The organism is Halioxenophilus aromaticivorans, assembly GCF_042850945.1.
GTDB lineage: Bacteria > Pseudomonadota > Gammaproteobacteria > Pseudomonadales > Cellvibrionaceae > Halioxenophilus > Halioxenophilus aromaticivorans.
In genome coordinates this window covers 4,157,977-4,179,831 of record NZ_AP031496.1, presented here as the reverse complement: position 1 = coordinate 4,179,831, position 21,855 = coordinate 4,157,977, and the positions used below count along the sequence as shown (strand labels likewise).

General features: G+C 52.3%; 16 protein-coding genes, 1 tRNA gene and 1 pseudogene. 13 read left to right on the top strand and 5 right to left on the bottom strand.

The genetic code is table 11. The features are described from left to right. Window positions 1-14 precede the first annotated feature (14 nt). From murA to hisD, 3 genes are read left to right on the top strand one after another with little or no spacing between them, the layout of a single operon-like run. Window positions 15-1,277: a UDP-N-acetylglucosamine 1-carboxyvinyltransferase gene (gene murA, locus ACGHM3_RS17920; protein ID WP_345425952.1), complete on the top strand. Its 1,263-nt coding sequence runs from the start codon at window positions 15-17 to the stop codon at window positions 1,275-1,277. A 15-nt stretch (window positions 1,278-1,292) separates the two neighbouring features. Beyond that, window positions 1,293-1,925: an ATP phosphoribosyltransferase gene (gene hisG / locus ACGHM3_RS17915; RefSeq protein WP_345425950.1), complete on the top strand. Its 633-nt coding sequence runs from the start codon at window positions 1,293-1,295 to the stop codon at window positions 1,923-1,925. A gap of 26 nt (window positions 1,926-1,951) precedes the next feature. After that, on the top strand, window positions 1,952-3,262 hold the full coding sequence (hisD, locus tag ACGHM3_RS17910) for a histidinol dehydrogenase (protein WP_345425948.1): 1,311 nt from the start codon (window positions 1,952-1,954) through the stop codon (window positions 3,260-3,262). A 163-nt stretch (window positions 3,263-3,425) separates the two neighbouring features. Here hisD and ACGHM3_RS17905 read toward each other — a convergent pair whose 3' ends face one another. Both ACGHM3_RS17905 and ACGHM3_RS17900 read right to left on the bottom strand, forming a co-directional pair. Beyond that, entirely contained in the window at window positions 3,426-4,544 is a 1,119-nt protein-coding gene (locus ACGHM3_RS17905) for a trypsin-like peptidase domain-containing protein (RefSeq protein WP_345425946.1), read from the bottom strand. A gap of 132 nt (window positions 4,545-4,676) precedes the next feature. Then, on the bottom strand, window positions 4,677-5,150 hold the full coding sequence (locus ACGHM3_RS17900; protein WP_345425944.1) for a ZapG family protein: 474 nt from the start codon (window positions 5,148-5,150) through the stop codon (window positions 4,677-4,679). Window positions 5,151-5,510: 360 nt separating this feature from the next. Between ACGHM3_RS17900 and zapE the strand changes: the two genes are divergently transcribed. The 10 genes and pseudogenes from zapE (at window position 5,511) to ACGHM3_RS17850 (ending at window position 14,583) form a co-directional block, all read left to right on the top strand. Beyond that, window positions 5,511-6,623, top strand: coding sequence for a cell division protein ZapE (zapE, locus tag ACGHM3_RS17895; RefSeq protein WP_345425942.1), 1,113 nt, complete (start codon window positions 5,511-5,513; stop codon window positions 6,621-6,623). Between the two features lie 245 nt (window positions 6,624-6,868). Continuing rightward, window positions 6,869-7,297, top strand: coding sequence for a 50S ribosomal protein L13 (gene rplM, locus ACGHM3_RS17890; protein ID WP_345425940.1), 429 nt, complete (start codon window positions 6,869-6,871; stop codon window positions 7,295-7,297). 12 nt (window positions 7,298-7,309) lie between these two features. Beyond that, the gene (gene rpsI, locus ACGHM3_RS17885) at window positions 7,310-7,702 is read left to right on the top strand and encodes a 30S ribosomal protein S9 (RefSeq protein ID WP_345425938.1); all 393 of its coding nucleotides are present in this window, start codon (window positions 7,310-7,312) and stop codon (window positions 7,700-7,702) included. 302 nt (window positions 7,703-8,004) lie between these two features. Continuing rightward, complete coding sequence (gene petA / locus ACGHM3_RS17880; RefSeq protein ID WP_345425936.1) at window positions 8,005-8,604, top strand: ubiquinol-cytochrome c reductase iron-sulfur subunit; 600 nt, start codon at window positions 8,005-8,007, stop codon at window positions 8,602-8,604. Window positions 8,605-8,615: 11 nt separating this feature from the next. After that, window positions 8,616-9,806, top strand: a pseudogene (locus ACGHM3_RS17875) (cytochrome bc complex cytochrome b subunit); the annotation flags it as partial. Beyond that, complete coding sequence (locus tag ACGHM3_RS17870) at window positions 9,792-10,832, top strand: cytochrome c1 (RefSeq protein WP_345426112.1); 1,041 nt, start codon at window positions 9,792-9,794, stop codon at window positions 10,830-10,832. The pseudogene ACGHM3_RS17875 and the gene ACGHM3_RS17870, both read left to right, overlap by 15 nt. A 360-nt stretch (window positions 10,833-11,192) precedes the next feature. Then, complete coding sequence (gene sspA / locus ACGHM3_RS17865) at window positions 11,193-11,825, top strand: stringent starvation protein SspA (protein ID WP_345425934.1); 633 nt, start codon at window positions 11,193-11,195, stop codon at window positions 11,823-11,825. Window positions 11,826-11,923: 98 nt separating this feature from the next. Continuing rightward, the gene (locus tag ACGHM3_RS17860; RefSeq protein ID WP_390518263.1) at window positions 11,924-12,340 is read left to right on the top strand and encodes a ClpXP protease specificity-enhancing factor; all 417 of its coding nucleotides are present in this window, start codon (window positions 11,924-11,926) and stop codon (window positions 12,338-12,340) included. Between the two features lie 370 nt (window positions 12,341-12,710). Further along, window positions 12,711-13,331 carry a Yip1 family protein gene (locus ACGHM3_RS17855; protein ID WP_345425930.1) on the top strand — a complete coding sequence of 207 codons (621 nt, stop codon included), beginning with the start codon at window positions 12,711-12,713 and terminating at the stop codon, window positions 13,329-13,331. A 1,175-nt stretch (window positions 13,332-14,506) separates the two neighbouring features. Beyond that, a tRNA-Arg gene (locus ACGHM3_RS17850) sits at window positions 14,507-14,583 on the top strand. 127 nt (window positions 14,584-14,710) lie between these two features. Here the strand turns inward: ACGHM3_RS17850 and ACGHM3_RS17845 are convergent. From ACGHM3_RS17845 to ACGHM3_RS17835, 3 genes are all read right to left on the bottom strand, one after another. Next, on the bottom strand, window positions 14,711-14,890 hold the full coding sequence (locus ACGHM3_RS17845; protein ID WP_390517355.1) for a hypothetical protein: 180 nt from the start codon (window positions 14,888-14,890) through the stop codon (window positions 14,711-14,713). A 189-nt stretch (window positions 14,891-15,079) separates the two neighbouring features. Then, window positions 15,080-16,450 carry a Fic family protein gene (locus ACGHM3_RS17840; protein WP_345425928.1) on the bottom strand — a complete coding sequence of 457 codons (1,371 nt, stop codon included), beginning with the start codon at window positions 16,448-16,450 and terminating at the stop codon, window positions 15,080-15,082. A gap of 393 nt (window positions 16,451-16,843) precedes the next feature. Next, window positions 16,844-21,451, bottom strand: a complete 4,608-nt coding sequence (locus ACGHM3_RS17835; RefSeq protein ID WP_345425926.1) for an Ig-like domain-containing protein — start codon at window positions 21,449-21,451, stop codon at window positions 16,844-16,846. Window positions 21,452-21,855 lie beyond the last annotated feature (404 nt).

Below are 21,855 nucleotides of genomic sequence, written 5' to 3'. Positions count from 1 at the left end.
CTGGCTTTTATTTTATGGATAAACTGATTATCAAAGGCTGTGGTCCGCTTAGGGGCGAGATCCGCATTTCCGGCTCCAAAAACTCGGCCCTGCCCATATTGGCCGCCACGCTGCTGGCGGATACGCCCATGCAGGTAGGTAATTTGCCCCATTTGCACGACGTAACCACCATGTTGGCGCTATTGCGTTGTATGGGGGTGGGGGTAACCATTGACGAGAAGCTCAGCGTTGAGGTGGACAACAGCACTATCAATGAATTTACAGCGCCCTACGAGCTTGTACGCACCATGCGGGCCTCGATTTTGGTACTGGGGCCTATGCTTGCCCGCTACGGTGAAGCCAACGTGTCTTTTCCGGGTGGTTGCGCCATTGGTAGCCGGCCGGTGGACATCCATTTGCGTGGCCTGGAGGCCATGGGAGCCACTATTGAAGTTGACCAGGGCTACATCCGGGCTCGCAGTAACGGCCGGCTTAAAGGTGCCCACTTCTTTATGGATACCGTTACCGTGGGCGGTACCGAAAACCTGATGATGGCAGCCGCAGTGGCTGACGGCACCACCGTGCTCGAAAACGCCGCGCGGGAGCCCGAGGTGGTGGACCTGGCCAACTGTTTGGTGGCTATGGGGGCGGATATATCTGGTATTGGCTCTGATACGCTAACCATCAAAGGCGTGCCGCAATTGCACGGCTGCCGATTTGACGTGATGCCAGACCGCATCGAGACCGGCACCTACTTAGTAGCCGCAGCCGCCAGCCGCGGCAAGGTCAAACTGAAAGACACCAACGAGCACATGCTAGAGGCGGTGCTGCTCAAGTTGGAAGAGGCGGGAGCCAACATCAGTACTGGCGACGACTGGATCGCGCTGGATATGAAAGGCAATCGTCCTAAAGCGGTGAGCCTGCGCACGGCGCCGTACCCGGCATTCCCCACCGATATGCAAGCCCAATTTATGGCCATGAATGCGGTGGCCGAGGGCAGTGGAGCGGTTACCGAAACCATCTTCGAGAACCGACTCATTCAAATTCACGAGCTCAACCGCATGGGCGCCGATATCCGCTTGGAAGGCAATACCGCCATTGTAACTGGTGTAGAAAAGCTCAAAGCCGCGCCGGTGATGGCGTCGGACCTGCGGGCTTCTGCCAGCTTGGTGATTGCCGGCATGGTGGCCGAGGGCGAAACCTTGGTAGACCGCATTTATCACATTGATCGCGGATACGAATGTATTGAAGAAAAACTGCAAATGTTGGGCGCCAACATACGCCGAATCCCAGGTTAATTTAAAACCCAAATTATGACTGAGCTAACCATTGCCCTAACCAAAGGCCGAATTCTAAAAGAGACCCTGCCGCTATTGGCGCGTGTAGGGTTGGAGCCGTTGGAAGACATCAGCAAAAGCCGCAAGTTGACCTTTGAGACCAATCAGCCTGGGGTGAGCCTAATTGTGCTGCGTGGAGTAGATGTGACTACCTATGTGCAATTTGGCGCTGCAGACCTAGGTATTTCTGGTAAAGACATGTTGTTGGAGCACGGTGCCGAGGGCATTTATGAGCCCTTAGATCTGGGCATCGCGCGCTGCAAACTGATGACCGCTGGCATCAAAGGTCAGCCGTTAAAATCTGGCCGAATTACCGTGGCCACCAAGTTTGTTAACGTCGCCAAGCAGTACTACGCGGCCCGGGCCCGGCAGGTGGACATCATCAAATTGTACGGCGCCATGGAGCTCGCTCCGATCATCGGTTTGGCCGATGAAATTGTTGATATTGTCGATACCGGAAATACTTTGCGCGCCAATGGTCTTGAGCCGCGCCAGGAGATCGCCGACATCAGCTCGCGGCTGATTGTGAACAAGGCGTCCATGAAAATGAAACACCAACGCATCCAGCAGTTGATCGATGGGCTGCGCACCGCCGTGGCTAATCCGTAGGTAAATAAGGTTTTAGGTAACTGAACATGACTCAGGCATCGCTTATGCGCACCCTCGACGCCAATAGCGCGGACTTTGAGCAGGAGTTGCAGGCGCTTTTAGCCACCGATCTAACCGTTAGCGGTAATGTAAATTCGACAGTGCACGCCATTATTGCCGATATCCGCGCCCGTGGTGATGCAGCTTTGGTGGAATACACCGCAAAGTTCGACCGCTGGCAGCCATCTGCCGCCTCCGATTTGGAACTGTCGAAAACGGCCTTGGCCGAAGCTCGCGCTCGTATTTCTGAACCCCAGCGTCAGGCCCTGGAGCAGGCCGCCCAGCGCATTCACCAATACCATGAGCATCAAAAGGCCGAGTCTTGGCGGTACACCGAGGCCGACGGCACCGTGCTTGGCCAACAGGTAACAGCGCTAGAACGCGTTGGTGTTTATGTGCCCGGTGGCAAAGCCAGTTATCCTTCTTCCGTTTTAATGAATGTCGTACCCGCCAAGGTTGCCGGCGTTGCCGAAGTGATTATGGTGGTGCCCACACCGGATGGCGTGATCAGCGATATGGTGTTGGCTGCGGCCGACATTGCCGGTGTTGACCGAGTATTCGCTGTGGGTGGTGCCCAGGCCGTGGCTGCACTGGCCTACGGCACCGAAACGGTACCGCCGGTGGATAAAATCGTCGGCCCAGGTAACGTGTTTGTGGCGTCGGCCAAACGTGCGGTGTTTGGTCAGGTGGCAATTGATATGATCGCCGGGCCCTCCGAAATTCTGGTGGTGTGCGACGGCCAGACCAACCCAGATTGGATCGCCATGGATCTGTTCTCCCAGGCCGAGCACGATGAGTTGGCGCAGTCGATATTGCTGGCCTACGACGACGAATACATCGCCCAGGTGCAGGCCAGTATTGAGCGCTTGTTACCCACCTTGGATAGGGCTGACATAGCGCGGCAGAGCCTTACCAGTCGTGGGGCCATTATCCGCGTGCGTGATCTCGACCAGGCTTTGGTCATCAGCAACAAAATAGCGCCGGAGCACTTGGAGTTATCGGTGGCCGACCCAGACGCCTGCCTGCCCAAAATAAAACACGCCGGGGCTATATTTATGGGGCGCCACACGCCAGAGGCCCTGGGTGATTACTGCGCCGGCCCCAACCACGTGCTGCCAACCTCAGGTACGGCACGCTTCTCTTCGCCTTTGGGGGTTTACGATTTCCAAAAGCGCAGTTCCATTATTTACTGTTCCGAGCAGGGTGCATCTGAGTTGGGTAAGGTAGCGTCGGTACTGGCGCGCGGCGAATCCTTGCAAGCGCACGCGCAATCGGCCGAGTATCGCATTAAAGATTAAACACAAGCCGATATAGCCTAGCTCGATTGGAGATGAGTGCGGACCATCGGCTCGCCTTGAGTATCGGCCTCGTATTTTCAGCAGCCACTACAGCCGTGCATCGCCTAGGATGCCGCTGTGTGCAGGAGGGGGCCAGCCTAGCGCTGAGCCCGCATTCGGTAGGTCAGCCGGACAACACTGGCTTTTCGGCCAGCAGGGCGATCAAGCGCAGTCGTTGGCCGTTGCGAATCACATCCACCATCACTTCATCGTTCGGTTTTTTATCCGCAATTTGGTTCATGCCGTTACGGCCATTGCCCACGGGTTGTTGGTCTATATGAGTAATGATGTCGCCGGGCAGCAGGCCGGCCAAATGGGCGGGGCCATTGCGATACACTCCCGTGACGATCACGCCATTGCCGCTTTCCAGCCCCACCTGTTCGGCCACCTGTTGCGGTGCCGGCGAGGCGTCCACCCCAAGCCAGCCGCGCACCACGCGGCCGTTTTCGACGATGTTGCGCAAAACCTGCATGGCTTGGTCGGAAGGGATGGCGAAACTGATGCCCACCGAAGGTGATGCATCGTCGAGGATGGCGGTGTTGATGCCCAGCAGTGCGCCGTGGGCGTCCACTAGGGCGCCACCGGAATTGCCGGGGTTAATGGCCGCATCCGTTTGGATATAGTTCTCGTAGTTGCTTAAATCAAGGCCATAGCGGCCGGTGGCGCTGATGATGCCCTGGGTGACGGTTTGGCCCACGCCAAAAGGGTTGCCGATGGCCAATACCACATCGCCGATCTGGGCTTCTTTGGGCTTGCCTAGGGTGGCTGGTATCAGACCTTTTAGTTCAACTTTGAGCACGGCTAGGTCGGTTTCGGCGTCGGTGCCTACAACCTCAGCCAAGGCTTCTCGGCCGTCGCTAATCAGCACCACAATTTCCACGGCGCCTTCAATCACGTGGTTGTTGGTTAGGATATAGCCATCGGTGTTAACGATAACGCCGGAGCCCAAGGCCGATTGCATGCGCTGCTGCATGGCGCGATTAGCGTTGTTAAAGTAGTGGCGAAATAGCGGATCGTCAATGAACGGGTAGCGATGTTTATCGGGAAACTTGCGGGCGTAAATATTAACCACCGAGGGCGCTGCGATTTTTACGGCATCGGCGTAGGAGGTTGGGGCGGTGGGTTGGCGGAACGAATCCAGGGAAACGTCGGGCAGGCGCAACGAGCGCTCTTGGCTGAAAAACAGTACCAAAGCGGCAACGCAGAGGCCAATTATGGTTGGCCCGCCAATATAGTTAAACACTCGTTTCACGGTGGTTTTGGGTAGTACAGTAAGTCTGGCGGATAGGGAACACTAAATACCTTAGTGATGCATACTAAGGTATTTGGTGTTCATAGAACAGAAATCAAGATCTGTTGGGCGATGAGTAGGGCATTAGGAGGGGCGATTAGTGGGCTCGGATGAGGCTTCTCCGGCTTTTTTGTCCAGTCCGAAGTCTTCGCTGAGGGTGCCTTTTTCCGGTGCCCAGTCTTTTGGTGGCTCGATATTGGCGCTTTCATCGACCAGCTCGTCCGAAGACTCATCCGGTAACCACGCTTTGTCGGCGTTGGTTAAAAATTGCTGGCCCAGGTTAGGGTCTGCCAGGTGGGCGGCGCCCTTGGCTAGGTGTTCGTGTACGTCTTTGTAGCTTTCGGTAAGGTTGTTGACCAAATCAGCGGTGCGCTCAAAGTGCTGTGTAACTTCGGTTTTGTAGTCCTCGAGCTGTTGTTCGGTGGATTTGAGTCGGTTTTCCAAGGTGCGGCGGCCAGACCCAGACGGGGCAACACCGGCGGCAATGACATAACCAATGACGGCGCCAACGAACAAGCAAACACCAGCGGTTAGGATTAGGGTAGTTTCTGAAAACACTATCGACTCCATGCAATAAGACAATTTCTGAACCGGGAGATTAGCACTGACCGTACCCACCGGGAAATGGTTTCCCACCTTCAAAGGGGCCTTTCGTGGCCTATACGTTAGTCTAAAAGACAACGATGACCGGGCAATCGGGCTTGGCTACTGTGGCGCGTGCAAATCTCTTTAGGTGATAACTGGGCTTGCCATTATAATGCTTTTTCATTTCAAAGCGGGGTAGTCATTAATATTTTGACGAAGGCCCCGTATTAGTCAGCTTTAAATGGGTCAACTTTGCATTGATCAAGTTTGTAAACTGGGTTCAGCACTGTGCACGGCTGCCCCACTGCCACAGGAAGTAATTTGGAAAACGCTATGCAAAACACGCCACTAGCCCGGCACGAGCGAGATCTAGAGCGCGAAGATTTCAATTTCGACCCAGCTCAGCGTGCTGCTGTGGAAAAACTGCAGGCGCTCTATGACGCCTTGGTTGCTAGGCCCGTTTCGGCGCCCAAAAAAGGCTTTTTGCAACGGCTTTTGGGTGGCGTGCCAGAGCCTGTGGAGCCTGTAAGAGGTTTGTACTTTTGGGGCGGGGTAGGCCGTGGCAAAACCTATCTCATGGATAACTTCTACGATAGCTTGCCGTTTGAGCAAAAAATGCGCGCTCACTTCCACCGTTTTATGCGCCGTGTGCACCAGGAGCTGAAAACCCTGGACGGCCAAAAGAACCCACTGGAGATCGTTGCCGACCGCATTGCGGCGGAGGCTAGAGTGATTTGTTTTGATGAGTTCTTTGTTTCGGACATCACCGATGCGATGATCCTGGCAACCTTATTGGAGGCTTTGTTCGCCCGAGGAGTGAGTCTAGTAGCGACGTCTAATATTGTGCCAGATGGTCTTTACAAAGATGGCTTGCAGCGGGCGCGCTTTCTACCAGCCATTGATTTGCTCAACCGGCATACCGAAGTGGTCAACGTGGATGGTGGGGTAGATTATCGTCTGCGCGCCCTGGAGCAAGCCGAACTTTATCACTGCCCGTTGGATGAACAGGCCGAGGTTAGTTTGCAATCCAGCTTTGACTCCTTGGTATTAGATGTCGGCAACGTGCGTTTGGCTGAGGCGCTGGAGGTCGAAGGGCGTCCTATACCGTCTAAGGCGGTGGCGGAGAGCGTGGTTTGGTTTGAATTTACCGCCCTGTGCGATGGCCCGCGCTCACAAAATGATTACATCGAGCTGGCGCGGGAATTCTGTGCCGTGTTGATTTCTAACGTGCCACAAATGAGTGTACAAATAGATGACCAAGCTCGTCGCTTCATTAATATGGTGGACGAGTTCTACGACCGCAATGTGAAAGTGGTGGTGTCGGCAGCCGTGCCTCTGGCTGAGATCTACGCCGGCGGCAGGCTAAATTTTGAATTTGAGCGCACCACCAGCCGACTGCTGGAGATGCAAAGTAATGAGTATTTGTCTCGCCCTCACAAGCCCTAACCGCACAGGCTTTAAACCGCTTGTTTTTGTGTCGCCGCTCAAGTAGAATCCGCGCTCCTTTTTGGCATGGCTAATACAGCCCAGGCAGCACTGTACATGCATTAACTTGTGCGCCGGCCAATCAGAGCGGGGTAACCCGCCCGCTTGTTTAGAGGGTAAACCCTTTTTACCCTGGCCCATTTGGCCACCGTAAACCGCCGCTGTAGCGGCAATTATCAACTGACTTTAGTTTAGGCAATTACAACATGAAGACTATCAGTGCCAAGCCCGAGTCTGTGCAGCGCGAATGGTTCGTCGTTGACGCAGAAGGTAAAACGCTAGGTCGTATGGCGGCAGAAATCGCCCATCGTCTGCGCGGTAAGCATAAGCCCGAATACACCCCACACGTGGACACTGGCGATTACATCGTAGTAATCAACGCCGAGAAAGTTCGCGTAACAGGCCGTAAAGCTACCGACAAAATGTACTATCACCACACTGGTTACATTGGTGGTATCAAATCCATCAGCTTTGACAAGTTGATCGAGAAAGCTCCCGAGCGCACCATCGAGATTGCCGTAAAAGGCATGATGCCAAAAGGGCCATTGGGCCGTGCGATGTTCAAAAAGCTCAAAGTCTACGCCGGCACTGAGCACCCACACACTGCGCAACAGCCGCAAGAACTGAACATATAATTAGGGGGAATCATGGCTGCACAACAATATTACGGTACAGGCCGTCGTAAAACTTCGACTGCTCGCGTATTCATCACCGAAGGTAGTGGCAACATCACGGTTAACGGCCGCGCTCTTGAGGAGTACTTTGGTCGCGAAGTGGCTCGTATGATCGTACGTCAGGCTTTAGATGTAGCAGACGCCACCGAAAAGTTCGACATCAAAGCAACCGTTAAAGGCGGTGGTAGCTTCGGTCAAGCCGGTGCTATTCGTCACGGTTTAACCCGCGCGCTCATGGCCTACGACGAAGAACTGCGTCGTCCGCTGCGTGAAGCTGGTTTTGTTACCCGTGATGCGCGTGAAGTTGAACGTAAAAAGGTCGGCTTGCGTAAAGCTCGTAAGAAGCCTCAGTTCTCCAAGCGTTAAGTTTCTGGTTCGGATCATCGAACTGCGAATGCTTGCCAAAAAGCTCGGGATTCACCCCCCGGGCTTTTTTTTGGTTCGCAAAATGCCCTTAAAATTAGTATGGTATGCGCGCTTGATTAAGGTCAACGTCAGCTGAGTGCTTACGCTTTTGAACCGTCGCGTAGATTGTTTAGCTTCGACAAGTTATATACCATGTCGCAAAATTTTGGCGTAGCCCCATAAAACAAATTTCTAAATTCTAAACTTAGTAATACACACTCCGCTATCCAATAGATAGAAGGCCTGATATGGGAGAGATCCTCATGAGTGAAGACGGTGTCAATGCCGGTCGACGCAAGTTCCTGACGGCAGCCACCTCCGTGGTCGGCGCTGTGGGCGCAGTCGGTGCCGCAGTGCCCTTTGTTGGTTCCTGGAACCCCAGCGCAAAAGCGAAAGCTGCCGGAGCGCCGGTGAAAGCCAATATAGCCAACCTTGAGCCCGGCCAAATGGTCACGCTGGAATGGCGTGGTAAGCCGGTTTACGTGGTTCGTCGCACGCCAGAAATTCTTGCTGGCATCGATAAGGTTGACGGTTTAGTCCGCGACCCAGAATCCGCAGAACCACAACAGCCAGAATACATCACAGACAAATACCGCTCGTTGAAAGACGAATTTTTGGTGTTATTGGGTGTGTGCACACACTTGGGTTGCGCGCCTATGTTCCGGCCCGAGGTGGGCGCCACAGACCTTGGCGGTGCTAACTGGCAGGGTGGTTTCTTCTGCCCCTGTCATGGTTCCAAATTCGACCTGGCCGGTCGAGTCTACAAGGGCGTTCCCGCCCCCTTGAATCTGGAGGTGCCTCCCTATTCGTATGAAGGTGACGCCCTTCTGACCGTTGGTATCGATCCAGAGCAAGGAGCCTAAAATCCATGAAAATGTTAGCCAATATCTGGAATTGGGTAGATGAAAGGCTGCCCGTACAGCGCGCTTGGGACACCCATATGGGTAAATACTACGCGCCCAAAAACTTTAACTTCTGGTATTTCTTTGGGGTCTTGTCTCTACTGGTTTTAGTAAATCAGTTGCTAACCGGTATCTGGTTGGTTATGAGCTACGTGCCCAGCGCCGAGGAGGCTTTTGCCTCGGTTGAATACATCATGCGTGACGTCGACTACGGCTGGATAATTCGCTATATGCACTCCACCGGTGCTTCGGCGTTCTTCATCGTTGTTTACCTGCACATGTTCCGCGGCCTGCTATACGGTTCGTACAAGGCCCCACGTGAACTGGTGTGGATCTTCGGTATGACCATCTACTTGGCGCTTATGGCCGAGGCCTTTATGGGCTATGTATTGCCTTGGGGGCAGATGTCTTACTGGGGGGCCCAGGTAATCGTATCGCTGTTTGGTGCGATTCCGGTGGTCGGTGAAGATTTGGTTCAGTGGATTCGTGGTGACTACCTGATCTCTGGCATTACTCTTAACCGTTTCTTCTCTCTGCATGTGATTGCTTTACCAATCGTGTTGTTGGCCTTAGTGGTGCTGCACATTCTCGCGCTACACGAAGTTGGTTCTAACAACCCAGACGGCGTTGAGATTAAAAAGAACAAAGACGAAAACGGTATCCCACGTGACGGCGTGCCTTTCCATCCGTTCTACACCGTGCACGATCTTATGGGTATCGCGGTATTCTTGTTCGTGTTCTGTTTCATCATGTTCTTTATGCCTGAGATGGGCGGCTTCTTCTTGGAGTACGCTAACTTCGAGCAGGCCAACAACCTGAAGACACCAGAACATATTGCACCGGTTTGGTACTTCACGCCGTTCTACGCCATCTTACGTGCGGTCACCATCGACATCGGCCCATTGACCTCCAAGTTCCTCGGCTTAATTGCCATGGGTGCGTCAATCGCCATCTTGTTTGTGCTGCCGTGGCTGGACAAGAGCCCGGTGAAATCCATGCGCTACAAAGGCTGGTTACCGCGCATTCACCTGCTGACCTTCGCTGCTATGTTCGTGGTATTGGGTTACCTGGGTGTGCAGTCGCCAACCGAAGGCCGTACCTTGTTGGCTCAATTGGCCACGGTGTACTACTTCGTTTACTTTATCCAAATGCCGGCCTACAGCAACCCAACCCGCAACCAGGCGACCATCGTTAACTGGGTGATTGCCGTAGTGCTTGGTCTTGGGCTTATCTACATGTCTTTCGGCCTAATGGATGCTGAAATTCCTGTGCCATTTATGGTTCGTGTTACTGGTATCTACTTGGGCTTGTTAACTCTGTTAACGCCATGGTTAACCAACAAAGACTCTGTTGAGCAAGAGCCAGATCGCGTACAAGCCAAAGGCTTGCCAGCGGGTGTTGTTTGGGCTGGTGTGGCGTTCTTCTTGATCCTTGCCGTTGTGCCTATTAAAGCTGTTGCCGCAGGCGGCGGCGGTTGTGGCGCGGTTGCTTGTGATCACATGGAACCAGATCTCACCGACAAAGCCTCACTGCAAAGCGGTGCCAAGTACTTTGTTAACTACTGCATGGGTTGTCACTCATTGGAGTATTCGCGTTGGGAGCGGGTCGCCACCGACCTGGAAATCCCAGAAGATCTGATGATCGACAACCTCGTGTTGGGCGACGATCGCTATGGTGATCTAATGAGTGTTGCAATGCCTGCCGCGCAATCCAAAGCGTGGTTTGGTGCTACACCTCCGGATCTGACCCTGGTAGCGCGCTCTCGTAACCCAGAGTGGTTGTATACCTACCTGCGTAACTTTTATAAAGACGAAAGCCGTCCTACCGGTGTTAACAACAAGGTATTCGATAAGGTTGCTATGCCTCACGTTTTGATGGAGCTGCAAGGCTTACCGGAATGTGCCCCTGGCGAAATGCACGATGATCACGGTCACGTGCTGCGCAACAAGCTGGGTGAAGCGATCGAAGACGAAAACTGCGGCAAGATTGAAGTGGGTAAAACCAAAGGCTCAATGAGCGAGAAGGAGTTCGACAAAGTCGTATACGATATGGTCAACTTTATGGAATATGTGGCAGAGCCCTCTGCAATGGATCGCAAGCGCATTGGTGTTTACTCTTTGTTGTTTGTGGCGGTGTTCTTTGTTTTCGCTTACCTGCTGAATCGCGAATACTGGCGCGACCTGCACTAAGTTACTGTGCAGAACTGAATGGCGGCTAGCCGTTCGCCAAAACTGACGAGGCGACCCTGCAAAGGGTCGCCTTTTTTGATTGTGTTGGCTAAAAGGTGAACAGGTTGACGGCGTTTATTTCTATACAGTTATGTAATGTGGCTATTTGATTGCCCATTTTGTTGTCGAAATAAGCTATAATGGCTGGCTTGGCTGAAGTTATTAGCAGTTCAATGCAGTTGGAACCAAATTCGGCATTTAAATTGCCCTTTGTTTTAACCCGTGGCCGGCAAGCTCTAGCAGGGCTAGGTTGGGGGAGTACTGGTAACCGAACGCCGCATAAGAATTCCGTTACATATTAAATTATCGAGGTGAACCATAATGGGAGTTGTTGCGAAACGCTCATCCATGACGTACTTTTCCGACGCGCAAGATCACTACAGCCACCGCGTGCGTATCGTTTTGGCCGAGAAGGGCGTATCCGTCGATATCATCGACGCCGATCCCAAGAACCTACCCGAGGAAGTAACCGACCTAAACCCATACGGTTCCTTACCCACCTTAGTAGACCGTGACCTGGCCTTGTACGAAACCAAAGTGATGATGGAATACCTCGATGAGCGCTTTCCTCATCCGCCACTGTTGCCGGTATACCCGGTGGCCCGCGCCCAGAGCCGCTTGTGGATGCACCGTATTGAAAAAGACTGGTCACCCATGGTTGATGTGATTTTGGCCGGTAAAAACAAAGAAGCCGCCGCCAAAGCGCGTAAAGAGCTGAAAGACAGTCTGATGGCCGTAGCGCCTATCTTTGCTGAAATGAATTTTTTCATGAGTGAAGAGTTTAGTATCGTCGATTGCTGCATGGCGCCTATCCTTTGGCGTTTGGATGCTATGGATATCAATCTGCCTAGCACCAAACAGACCAAGCCCCTGACAGACTATATGGATCGTCTGTTTGAGCGTGAGTCATTCCAGGCGAGCCTCACCGAGCTAGAACGGGAAATGCGCCCCTAAAGCGGATTTCTCCCGGGACGGTTGGCCTGCGGCAATCGTCCCAGCCTTCAAAATACCAACCTTTTTTGCTTTATCGCCCGTGAGCTACCACCATGACGATGACTTCCAGTAAACCCTATCTGATCAAGGCGCATTATCAGTGGATCGTCGATAACGACTGCACGCCCTATCTAGCAGTTGATGCCTACTCAAAGGGCGTTTCGGTTCCCCAGCAATACGTTAATAAAGATGGCCAAATTGTGTTAAACATCTCGCCATCTGCTGTAGTGGGCCTAGACATGGACCTAGAGGCTATTTCGTTCAGCGCACGTTTCGGCGGTGTGCCGATCAGTATTTATGTGCCCGCTTATGCAGTATTGGGTATATACGCCAAAGAAAATGGCCGCGGTATGATGTTCGATCTAGAGAAGCCTCCCGAGCCACCAAAACCCGGTGGTGAGCTTCGTTCGGTCAGCACCAACAAGCCCAAGCCTACGGCGCAGGGCGCGAAGCCGAGCTTAAAAATCATCAAGTAAAGCCTCAAGACTTTCGGTTTGTTGCTAAACGAAACGCTTGGGTAACACCGCCGCCTCCGCTATTGCCAATTTTCATTAAGAATATTGGCAATATTCGGCGCTTAAATTAAAACAATCCCGCCTCAAAGCTGCTATTTGGCAATTAAAAACCCTATTTTAATTGCGTATTAATCTTCCTTATCCCAATCCGCCGCTATCCACCGTTCGTACCTGTGAAGGTAATTACAATTGGCTATTAATTATGGTGATTCTTTCTTAGAAATAGTCTGCTAATGAGAAGTTCTTATTGGAGGCGGTCAAGATAGTCGCTAATACTTTAGTCGTTGTTACCAAAATAAAAGCAATCAACACTCACAGCTAGGAGGGGCCTATGGCCATCTTGGAGCATACTCTCGGTATTATGATTCACCCTGATCGCGAGTGGCGGGCCATCCGCAGCGAGCGTCATTCATTCATTCAAGTGTTTGTTAGTCACGTGCCATTTTTGGCATTAATTCCGGTTATTTGTTCGTACATCGGGGTCACCCAATTCGGCTGGTCCTTCGGCAGCGGCAACACCGTTAAGCTCACCCACATGAGTGCACTCAGCTTGTGTGCCATCACCTACGTTTCCTTGTTGGCTGGTGTGTATGTGTTGGGCGAGTTTATCAATTGGATGTCCCACACATACGGTGTGCGCGACGACGCGGATAAGAGGCATTACGAAGGTACAGCTCTGGCTGTGTACGTAACCATACCGGTATTTCTGGCGGGCATTGTGCAGCTCTACCCCAGTATATACCTCAACGCAGCGGCTTTGTGCCTTGCCGGTGCCTACTCCGTGTATTTGATCTACGAAGGCATTCCCATTCTCATGAATATCCCCAAAGAGCGCGCCTTTATGTACGCTACTTCGGTGGTGACCGTTGCCATCGTTATGGCTGTCGTAGTGCGAGTGGGCAGCGTGTTGGTGTGGACTTTGGCGATGCCTCCCGTTTACATCGACGGATAGCACTTAACATATCAGCTAATCGCACATCCGAAAAAACCGTCTCATTTGAGGCGGTTTTTTCGTTTGCCCAGCGAAGCTGGCAAACCCGCTCGTTTGAAAGAAAGCGAGATCACCCTGACTGAGGGGAAGATAATCCGAATGGCAAGGGCGCTGTTGGTGGGTAGAGTGTCACATTCAATGTGATAAGAGTATGCAGGAGCCGTAGACGACGTCCGTACGGTTCTGTGAGGGGGATGAGGCAGTAACTCGATGTGTCTAAATGACGGTGAGGCGTGGGATAAGAGCCCTTAGGTTCGATAGAACGTCTGGCCGATGAATAATCCTGCGTAATCGGCATTTGCTTGGGGGCGCCTAGCTGGGGGCGCCTAGCTGGGGGCGCTTAGCCGGGGACGGCTAACCGATCCAGGTGGCTCGAACGATTTGCACCGCTCGAAGTGCGCCCGTAGGGCGAGGCACAGGGACGTGCCTCGGTAGTTCCCTCCAGGTATTTTTGATTAGAGTGTTTCGCAAGCAACCGTCCCTGGCGCGGTATTTCGGCGAGGCCGTGACGTGCATGGATGCACTAATGCCGCGATTGCATGGATGCAAAGGAGCAGGCCCTTGGCCTCGCGTAAAAGCCTGGTAAAACAGGTTTCGACTCGCGTTGCCAGCGGCTTTTAGTCAGTCATCATTTGGCCTGTCAGTATTTGTAACCCTTGCTCTGATACAAAGGTCTCCTTGTATCAGTCTGGATGTGGTTATAGTAGGGCTTAGATAGCAAGCCTCTTACCCAGCTTGGCATTAAGCCCGATTGCAGTAACCACCGGTGTTTGATAGTTAGCGTGAATGTGTCGAGCGGGGGAAGAGCTGGGGTTATTAATATTAGGGGAGGTGGTTTGAGGGGGCAAAAAAAACGGGCCTTCATAAGCCCGTTAAGAGTCCACTAGATGGGGGCTGGCACCCCCGGTATTGGGCCTGCATCCCAATGACACTCAATGTAGTGTTTTCGAGTTGAACCCAAACTGAACGTTTTGTGCCACCGTTTGAACGTTTTATTAAAATTGAATGTAGATCACATGAGATAAAGTGTTGACGGCTAAGAAATTTCTCATTAGTATACGCGCCTCTTCCGGAGTGGCCGGAAGCAAAATGAAGACGAATATCACACCTAAGTGATTGAAATATCTTCAACTTACGCACTCGTAGCTCAGCTGGATAGAGTACTCGGCTACGAACCGAGCGGTCGAAGGTTCGAATCCTTCCGAGTGCGCCATATACAAAAACCCGCCCCTTTGGCGGGTTTTTTTATGCGCGGTCGGAAAGGGTGAGAAGCTTGATAGGTTCGAGTAATCGTCTGGCATAAACATCTACCCAAAGACCCCATGGCAATGGTGGAGATTTCAGTTCTCCCCTTTGATCTCCCATCGACCATTGGGCATTTCATAGCCCCGACCAACCGTGCGCCGATTGGATGCCGTGAGCGTTTCGCCGCTGAGCACCATGGACGGTGTGAATGCAGGTATTGCGGGAGCAAATATCTGCCAATCCCGACCGCTGTTTTGCCAGTGGGTTACGACCAAGGGAAGCCCTTGGATGCTATGGCGAAAAGATAGTTGGCGATCTGCCCATGTGGCTCAAACGATGACTACTGCCGAGAGCCGCGGTAAAAAACCTTTATCCCATGGCAAGCGCGAAAGCAAAACGCCGCCGGTGTTGCTGGCGGCTCTAAACGGCAGACCCAATACAAAACTATAAAATCAAGCCGTAGCTTACGGCTTGCTCGAAAGCCATGCGTCGAGCTGCGCTTCAGTGATACCCAAGCCAATGATTGCACCAGCATGCAATGTGCTTAAATCGGCTAGCGTCATGGCTGTAAATTTTGCAGCCTCGCCTATGCCATTTTGCTCACAAAAATTTTCGATAGTGTCTTCTGCTTTCTTGCCGTGCAACCCGTGTTTGACGACCAGCCCCATGGCTTCTTTTCTTTGTTGTCTGTACTGAATGCGGAACGCATCAATTTCGCCGAGCGATTTTTTGACGACACCATATTGCTCGCACGAGCGCAGATAGGCCCAGGCATAAAGTTCTAGCATGGGTTCGACGTTGTTTTTCTCATACATGGTAAGCAAAGCGGCGGTGTAATCATCCCGCGAAACATCGGTAAAGCTGAGCGGGCATAAATTTTCCTTGATAAAGGGAATGTTGCAGCTCAGGCGTGAAGTGCGCTTGTTGACATCTTCAAACGCCTGCAAGTATGAAAGATGCACCAGCAAAAAGAAGCTTTGCTCAAATGGGTCTTCGATCTTGCGGGCTTTGAGTAAAATCAGCTCGAATAGCTCTTTTAGCAGGTGGGGATTGTTTAACGGCTGGTAGGTCGATTGTCCAATATTCACTTCAATCGACCGGATATTGCCGCAAGCCCCAGGGTTTGCCAGCAAATCTTGCGATAGCAAATGGTGTAGGTTGCGGATCATCAGGTTGTTTAGCTCAATATCCTGTGCGTTTTCCACCAGGAACAGGATTGCTTCCTTGTGGTTCATGATCATTACGGTTTCTTCATGAACCTTGCCTTCTGCGGTAATGCCTTCCTCAACGAGCTTTTGCGTATCCAGCCGTGAGTAAGTGTTGCCTTCCAGGCGGCTGGAGTTATAGGACAGGTCTATGAGTAGCCGCTGGCAAATTTCCCGTGCGTAGGTGCCTGCTGCTAATGCCCTGTCGAAGCGTTTGCCTTCTTGAAAGAGTGCTTCTCGCAGTTTTTTAGGGACATATTGGCTTTGATTAGGGACGTAGGAGTCCAAAAAATCACGGTTATAGGACACCTTTTCCCGAGCATGGAGGGGCGTATCCAGGAATTTAAGTTTTTCTTGGCTTTCAGGACTGAATATAGTGGCTGAGTTGTCCTTTAAGTGTCCTTTATTTGTCTCTATATAAGCTTCAAGAGGGTGATAGCGAGTCGCCTTCCGCTCACCTTTTCTGACTATCCTGCCTGCATCAACAAGTGCCGTTAGCCGTCTTTGTAAGGTCTTATCATTTATAGTAAAACTTAGGGACTTAGAGATTTGGCCACGAGAAAGCCCTTCGGGGTTTTCACTCAGAAGCGTGATGATTTCTTGGTTTTGCCGCTCAATTTCCTGTGTCATATTCACTCTCAAAAATGTCTCTTAAATCAAGTTATCCCACTTATAGGACATTCTCAATCTTTTTTAGGACATTTTCTCATTTAAAGGACACTGTATTTCCGGCTCATGCCCATGATCTCGGCTTTTGTCCCGTTTCCGCTGAGGTTTACGCTCCTTCTCTTGTCGCTCGGAGCGTTTACAGTATTCCTCCCGTAGATTTCTAGTTTCTCCGGATTTCTGCCCCTGCAAAATCTGCAGGCCCGGATTGAATTAGCCATACACAAGAAAGCCCGCGCTTGTGGCGGGCTTCTGTGGATGGTGGGGCGGGGCAGCAGTTGTGCCTATCGCTCATTATGCCGATCGTTAATTTATCCCAAGCAACAATCTCTGTTGCTCAGCTTCCTTAGCACGCGTTTAGTCACAACCCTGCAACGAGTTTAGGTCAAATCCTTGGCTCATTTCTACCGCTTGTGGCCCAAGGTAAACCTTGGCGTTGCTGGTATCGATGTTAAAGCAGGCGTCGGCTGTATCGGCCACGGAGACGGCTATGCCATCGGCGGAGCTGCCCCAGGCGCGCATTCTGAACTCAATCAACTGAGCGCTGGCGTTGAAGGTGTCGTGCCGCTCAAAGCTAATTTTGTTAGTGGCGGTGAAGCCTGTGCTCGATGAAATACTGCCGCTGTAGTCGATGCTGGTACCGCCGGGGGACACATACATAAACCACTTGGCTTGCTCGCAGTCCTTCCACACGTAAGCGCCTTTGTCTGCTCCGAATGAGAAGCTGGGGCGGCCACAGACGTCTACTTTGGGGGCGTCATCTACCACTGGAGATACCGGGGCTGATCCCACTTTCACGGCTTCGTCATCCTCTGGGGCACTGGCTTGGTCCAATTGCTTTAAGTACGCCATTAGGTTACTGCGCTGTGTGGCGCTGGCAGTTTGCACTTTGGTGTGCGCCAAAGACAGTTTTTGCTCCCAGGGGCGGCTTACGGTGAGGTCGTCAACGTACACCTTGTCGTTGCCATTGGCACTGGTAAAGCTCACTTCAATGTTATTGAAGCCGCTGCCCAATTGAGCGGTGAATATGGCCTCCTCAAACGCCGTTTGCAGGCCATCCACGGTGGGTAGTGTGGCTAATTTTGTGGAGTAGGAGGTGCCATTCACTTTTAATTGCAAGGTGGCGTTAGCCGCGGCGGTGGAATAGCGAACTCGAACAATACCGGTGTGCGGATTAGAGCGAGCGGTAAGGGCTAGCTTACTGCCAGCGGTAAGCTGCACGCCGACGCCTTTACGGTAGTGCGAGAAATCCGCCGCCGGGGTCACCACGCTGGCACCGCCACTGAGGTTGGCGTCTTCTGCCTGGAACACTCGGCCACCAATCAGTTTAAACACGTCTTCTAAGGTTGCTGCACTACCGTCGTGCAAGTAAGGCGCGGTTTTGAATACACCCAGCAAGGAGGGCGTGCTGATGCCGGGCAAGCTAGCGTGCAGGCGTTTGCCAGAGTATTCCCGCAGAGTACCCACATTGTGTAATTCGCCATCGGTAAAGCCTTTGCCGGCGTGGCAGCTGCTACAGCCGAGATCGGAGAAGACTTGCTCACCCGCTTTGGCCGCAGAAGACATTTGGCCTTGGCTATCGCGGAAGGGGCTGCGATCCAATGTCGCTTTGCCCAGGCTCTCAACGTAGGCGGCTAGTGCGTCTAGCTCTGCGCTTTGGCCGGCTTTGGGAGAACCCAGCGGGTCTTCGGTGGCGGCAAAGCTGCTGTTGCTCATCAGGCCTCGGCCAAGGAAGTTGTGGCGCATGTCGTTTTCGAAATCTTGGATTTCGTCGAAGTTGCCAGACCAATGCACGTTGCCGTAGCGGGTGCCCATGCGTCCCACCAGTGAAATATTGTTGCGCAAGCCTTCACCACGACCGGTGAAATCGTACACGCGGTTATCTTGGCCACCTTCAAAGTGGCAAGTGGCGCAGCTCAAATATCCCTCGGCGCTGGTGCGGCCGGTGACCTGGCCTTCCTCATCCAAGCCGTGGGCGGCGTTGTAGAAGATCTGCTTGCCTTGCAACTCTTGGGCGCTGAGTTTTTCGTTGCCCACGGTAACGGTTTCTACAATTGCCGGGTTGGCCAGGCTGCCGGTAAGAAATTGTGCAAGGTCCACTGTGGAAACACTGCGATCGGTAAAGTTTTTCACAAACAGCTGTTGGCTAGCCGCGTCAAACAGCAGGCCTTGTGGTGCTAGGCCTGTTGCCAGTTTGCTCACCGTGCCCAGTAGTTTGCCATTGGTGGTATCGCGGCTGAGCACAGCAATTTGATTGTTACCTTGCAGAGCTGCAAACACGTACTGGCCATTATCCGAGATGGCCAAACCACTGGGGGAGTCGGCGTTGTCGAAATCCAACCGCTCGGCTCGAACCTCGGTGCCGCTGGCCAAATCAATTTTACCGATGAAAGTACGTACGCTGTTGTCATCGTCCAAATCACCGTTGCCATTTAACAGGCCGCGCGCGGTGTTGTCTTTTTTACCCACGACATAAGCGTACTGATCAGACCCGTCGACAATAATGCTGGCCAAATAATTGGGCACACCGCGGCCGTTGTCCAGGTCGTCAGGTACCAAGCTTTCTTCCAGGCGGATGGTGTTGGTGTGGGTCATGGCTGTGGTGTTTAGCTCATAGACCTCGCCCCAATGTTGGCCCGAAGTAAAACGAGTGACTAGCAGACGGGATTCGTCGTGGGTTAGCGCCATGGCTTTTGGATCGGTGATGCCGGCTACTCGGCCTGTGATTTCTTTGGTCCAGCGGTTAATTTTGATCACTTCGCCGCTGTTAGCCAGGGCAACAAATGCCAGTGTGCCTTCACGGTTAAATACCACGCTCACCGGGGCGCTACCGTAATCCAGTTGGTGTGTGTCGTAACGGCCGCCGTGTTGATCTACCACTGCAATGGCGTCTTCATCTTTTAACGTGATCCAAGCGCGGTTGTGTTTATCCATGGCGATGGATGTGGGTTTTTTGCCGACAGGTATTTCTGCCAGCAATTGATGTGTGCTGGTGGAAATTTTACTGATGGTGTCGTTATCTGGGTTGGCTACCCAAATAAAGTCGCCGTTTAACGACAGTGCCATGGGGCCACTGACCAAGCTGGCTTCACCCAATACCATGTCCTGTACTACGGCCACATGGGCAACGGATGTAACCTGAGCGCCGTTGCCATCTTTTACCTGCACGTTAATGCTGTAACTGCCAACGTTGCTGTAATTAAACGATGCGGAGCTGGACGAGGTCCAAGCACTGTATTCTTCGCCATCTTGTTTGCGGAAGCGGTATTGCAAAGCGTCGCCGTCGGCATCGCTGGCGTTAACCGAGACGGTTACGCTATCACCAATAACCGCGGTGCTGCTGGGGCCGACGTTAACATTATTGATGACTGGGGCTGTATTGGTCTCTACCACAACAGGGTCGCTGCCGTTGTCATTACCACCGCCGCCACCTGAGCCACCACCGCCAGAACCACCGCCGGTATCGCCGCCTTTATCGTCGTCGTTTACAGAACTACCGGTGGCAAAGCGGAAAGTGTAGCGCTCCATTTTGTTGTGCACGGCATCTTCTATGCCGGCCAGTTCCATTTCATAGGTGCTGTTAGCCTCCAAATCTTGAAGGGGGCTTACGGTTAACAGGCCAGCGTGGGTAAGCACGTAATCGATGGCTACTTCGCCGCCGCCAACTTTGGTTAATTTAAGCGTTTCACCTGCGGTAATGGTGGTGGAGTGCAGGGTTTCGGGAATCATCAATGTGATTGGGGCACCCACCGGGTAATTGGTCTGATTTGCCTTGGGGATGTGGTAGGCCACGTAGGGTGGGCGAGTATCTTTTTGAGATTGGTGCGCCCAAATTCCCAGGCCGCCAGGCTTGCCACCGCTGCCTTCAATAAGGTAGTTATTACCACCACCGGTAAGCAGTAAATTACCGATGGGGCGAGAGTATTGATTGGTTTCAATACCGGCTTCTAATTCGTCGAAGTATTGTTCAACTTCGCAGGTTTCTATATTGACCTTAAGCTTTTCGGCAAACACGTATTCATCCTGAAAGTTCAGGTACATTGGGTCGTGAGTACCGCGCTTATTGGTTAAGCCGTGCTTAGGATCTTTAAAAAACACATCGCAGTGCAGTTTTAAATTGGTTGGGTCAGAGAAATCAACCACTTGTATGCCGGGGTTTTCGTGGCGGCGCGCAAAGACCATGTAGTGGCTGTGAATCTCATGCCAGTAGCCGCCCAGTCCGTAGGGCAGTGGGGTCTGCTCGGTGCTGCCGTTTTTCCACTTGGTTACCGATAGAGTAGGGTGTTGCTCTGGTAATTTGAGCACGTCCAACAATACTGGGTTGGTAGGGTCGCTGATATCGTAGGCGGCAGCCCCGGACATGGACTGATCCGATCCGTACAGCAATACATTACCCACTACGGTGGGGAAGCCGACCACACCGGTCAGCCCTAGGTGATCCCATTCCGCTAACGTTTTATTGTGCTTTTTAATATAAGCGTTACCTGAAACTGGGTTGTAGCTCCACCAGTTTTTTACCGCCCACGGATATTGGCCGCCGGTTTTACCAAATTCTTTAACATCCCAGCCCTCCCAGCGCTCATGGGTTAGCGAGCCGTCGTTTTCCAACGTTACGGCATCCGTTGGCCAGCCACCTAAATACAATTGATTGCCGCGTTTGTAGGTGCCGTGGGCAAGCATAGGGTGCTTAGTGGTACCGAAGGTTGCCACCGTGCGCGGATTTTTCGGGTCAGAAATATCGATTGCCCGCACAATAAAATCGGAGCCCTCGGGGGCGGATGGCTGTTCTGGAATGGCGATGATGTAATCGCCAAGCACATCAATGGTAGATAAACGGCCTAATTCCGGGTGCGACTTGCTGATTAATTTACCCGGAGACGATGAAGCTTGGTTTGGAAAATCCGCCTTTAGTTCTGCGGAGGCCAAAGCAAGGGCGGAGGCAAGTACGGTAAGGTGTTTTTTCATATTTAAGAACAGCTACTAAGTCAATTGTCATTCAGCAATGCGGTCCGTCGGCGGTTGCTACGCATGTCAAATTGAGTATAGGAGGCGCGTTTTTTTCTGTTCTTGGCGGTGGTTAGAACTCTGCTGCAGTTCTCAAAAATACCAATAATTTCTTCTGAAAGGGTGTTTGATATCAATCCTTACTCAGTGTGAACTTGACCAAAAGCCGAATGCAAACTAGCGCGGCTGAATTTAGTTTTGCTGATGTAAGTCTTGTAAAGTCGACGCTAATTTATTCTGGGCTGCGATAGCCATGCAGTACAAGAAGGCTAATAAATAGATGGCTTCTCGCTGTAATTAAGTGAGCACTTAATTAGTTTATTTTGGGCAGCTGATTTATTTTTCTGGTGGGTGTCGAAACTTTG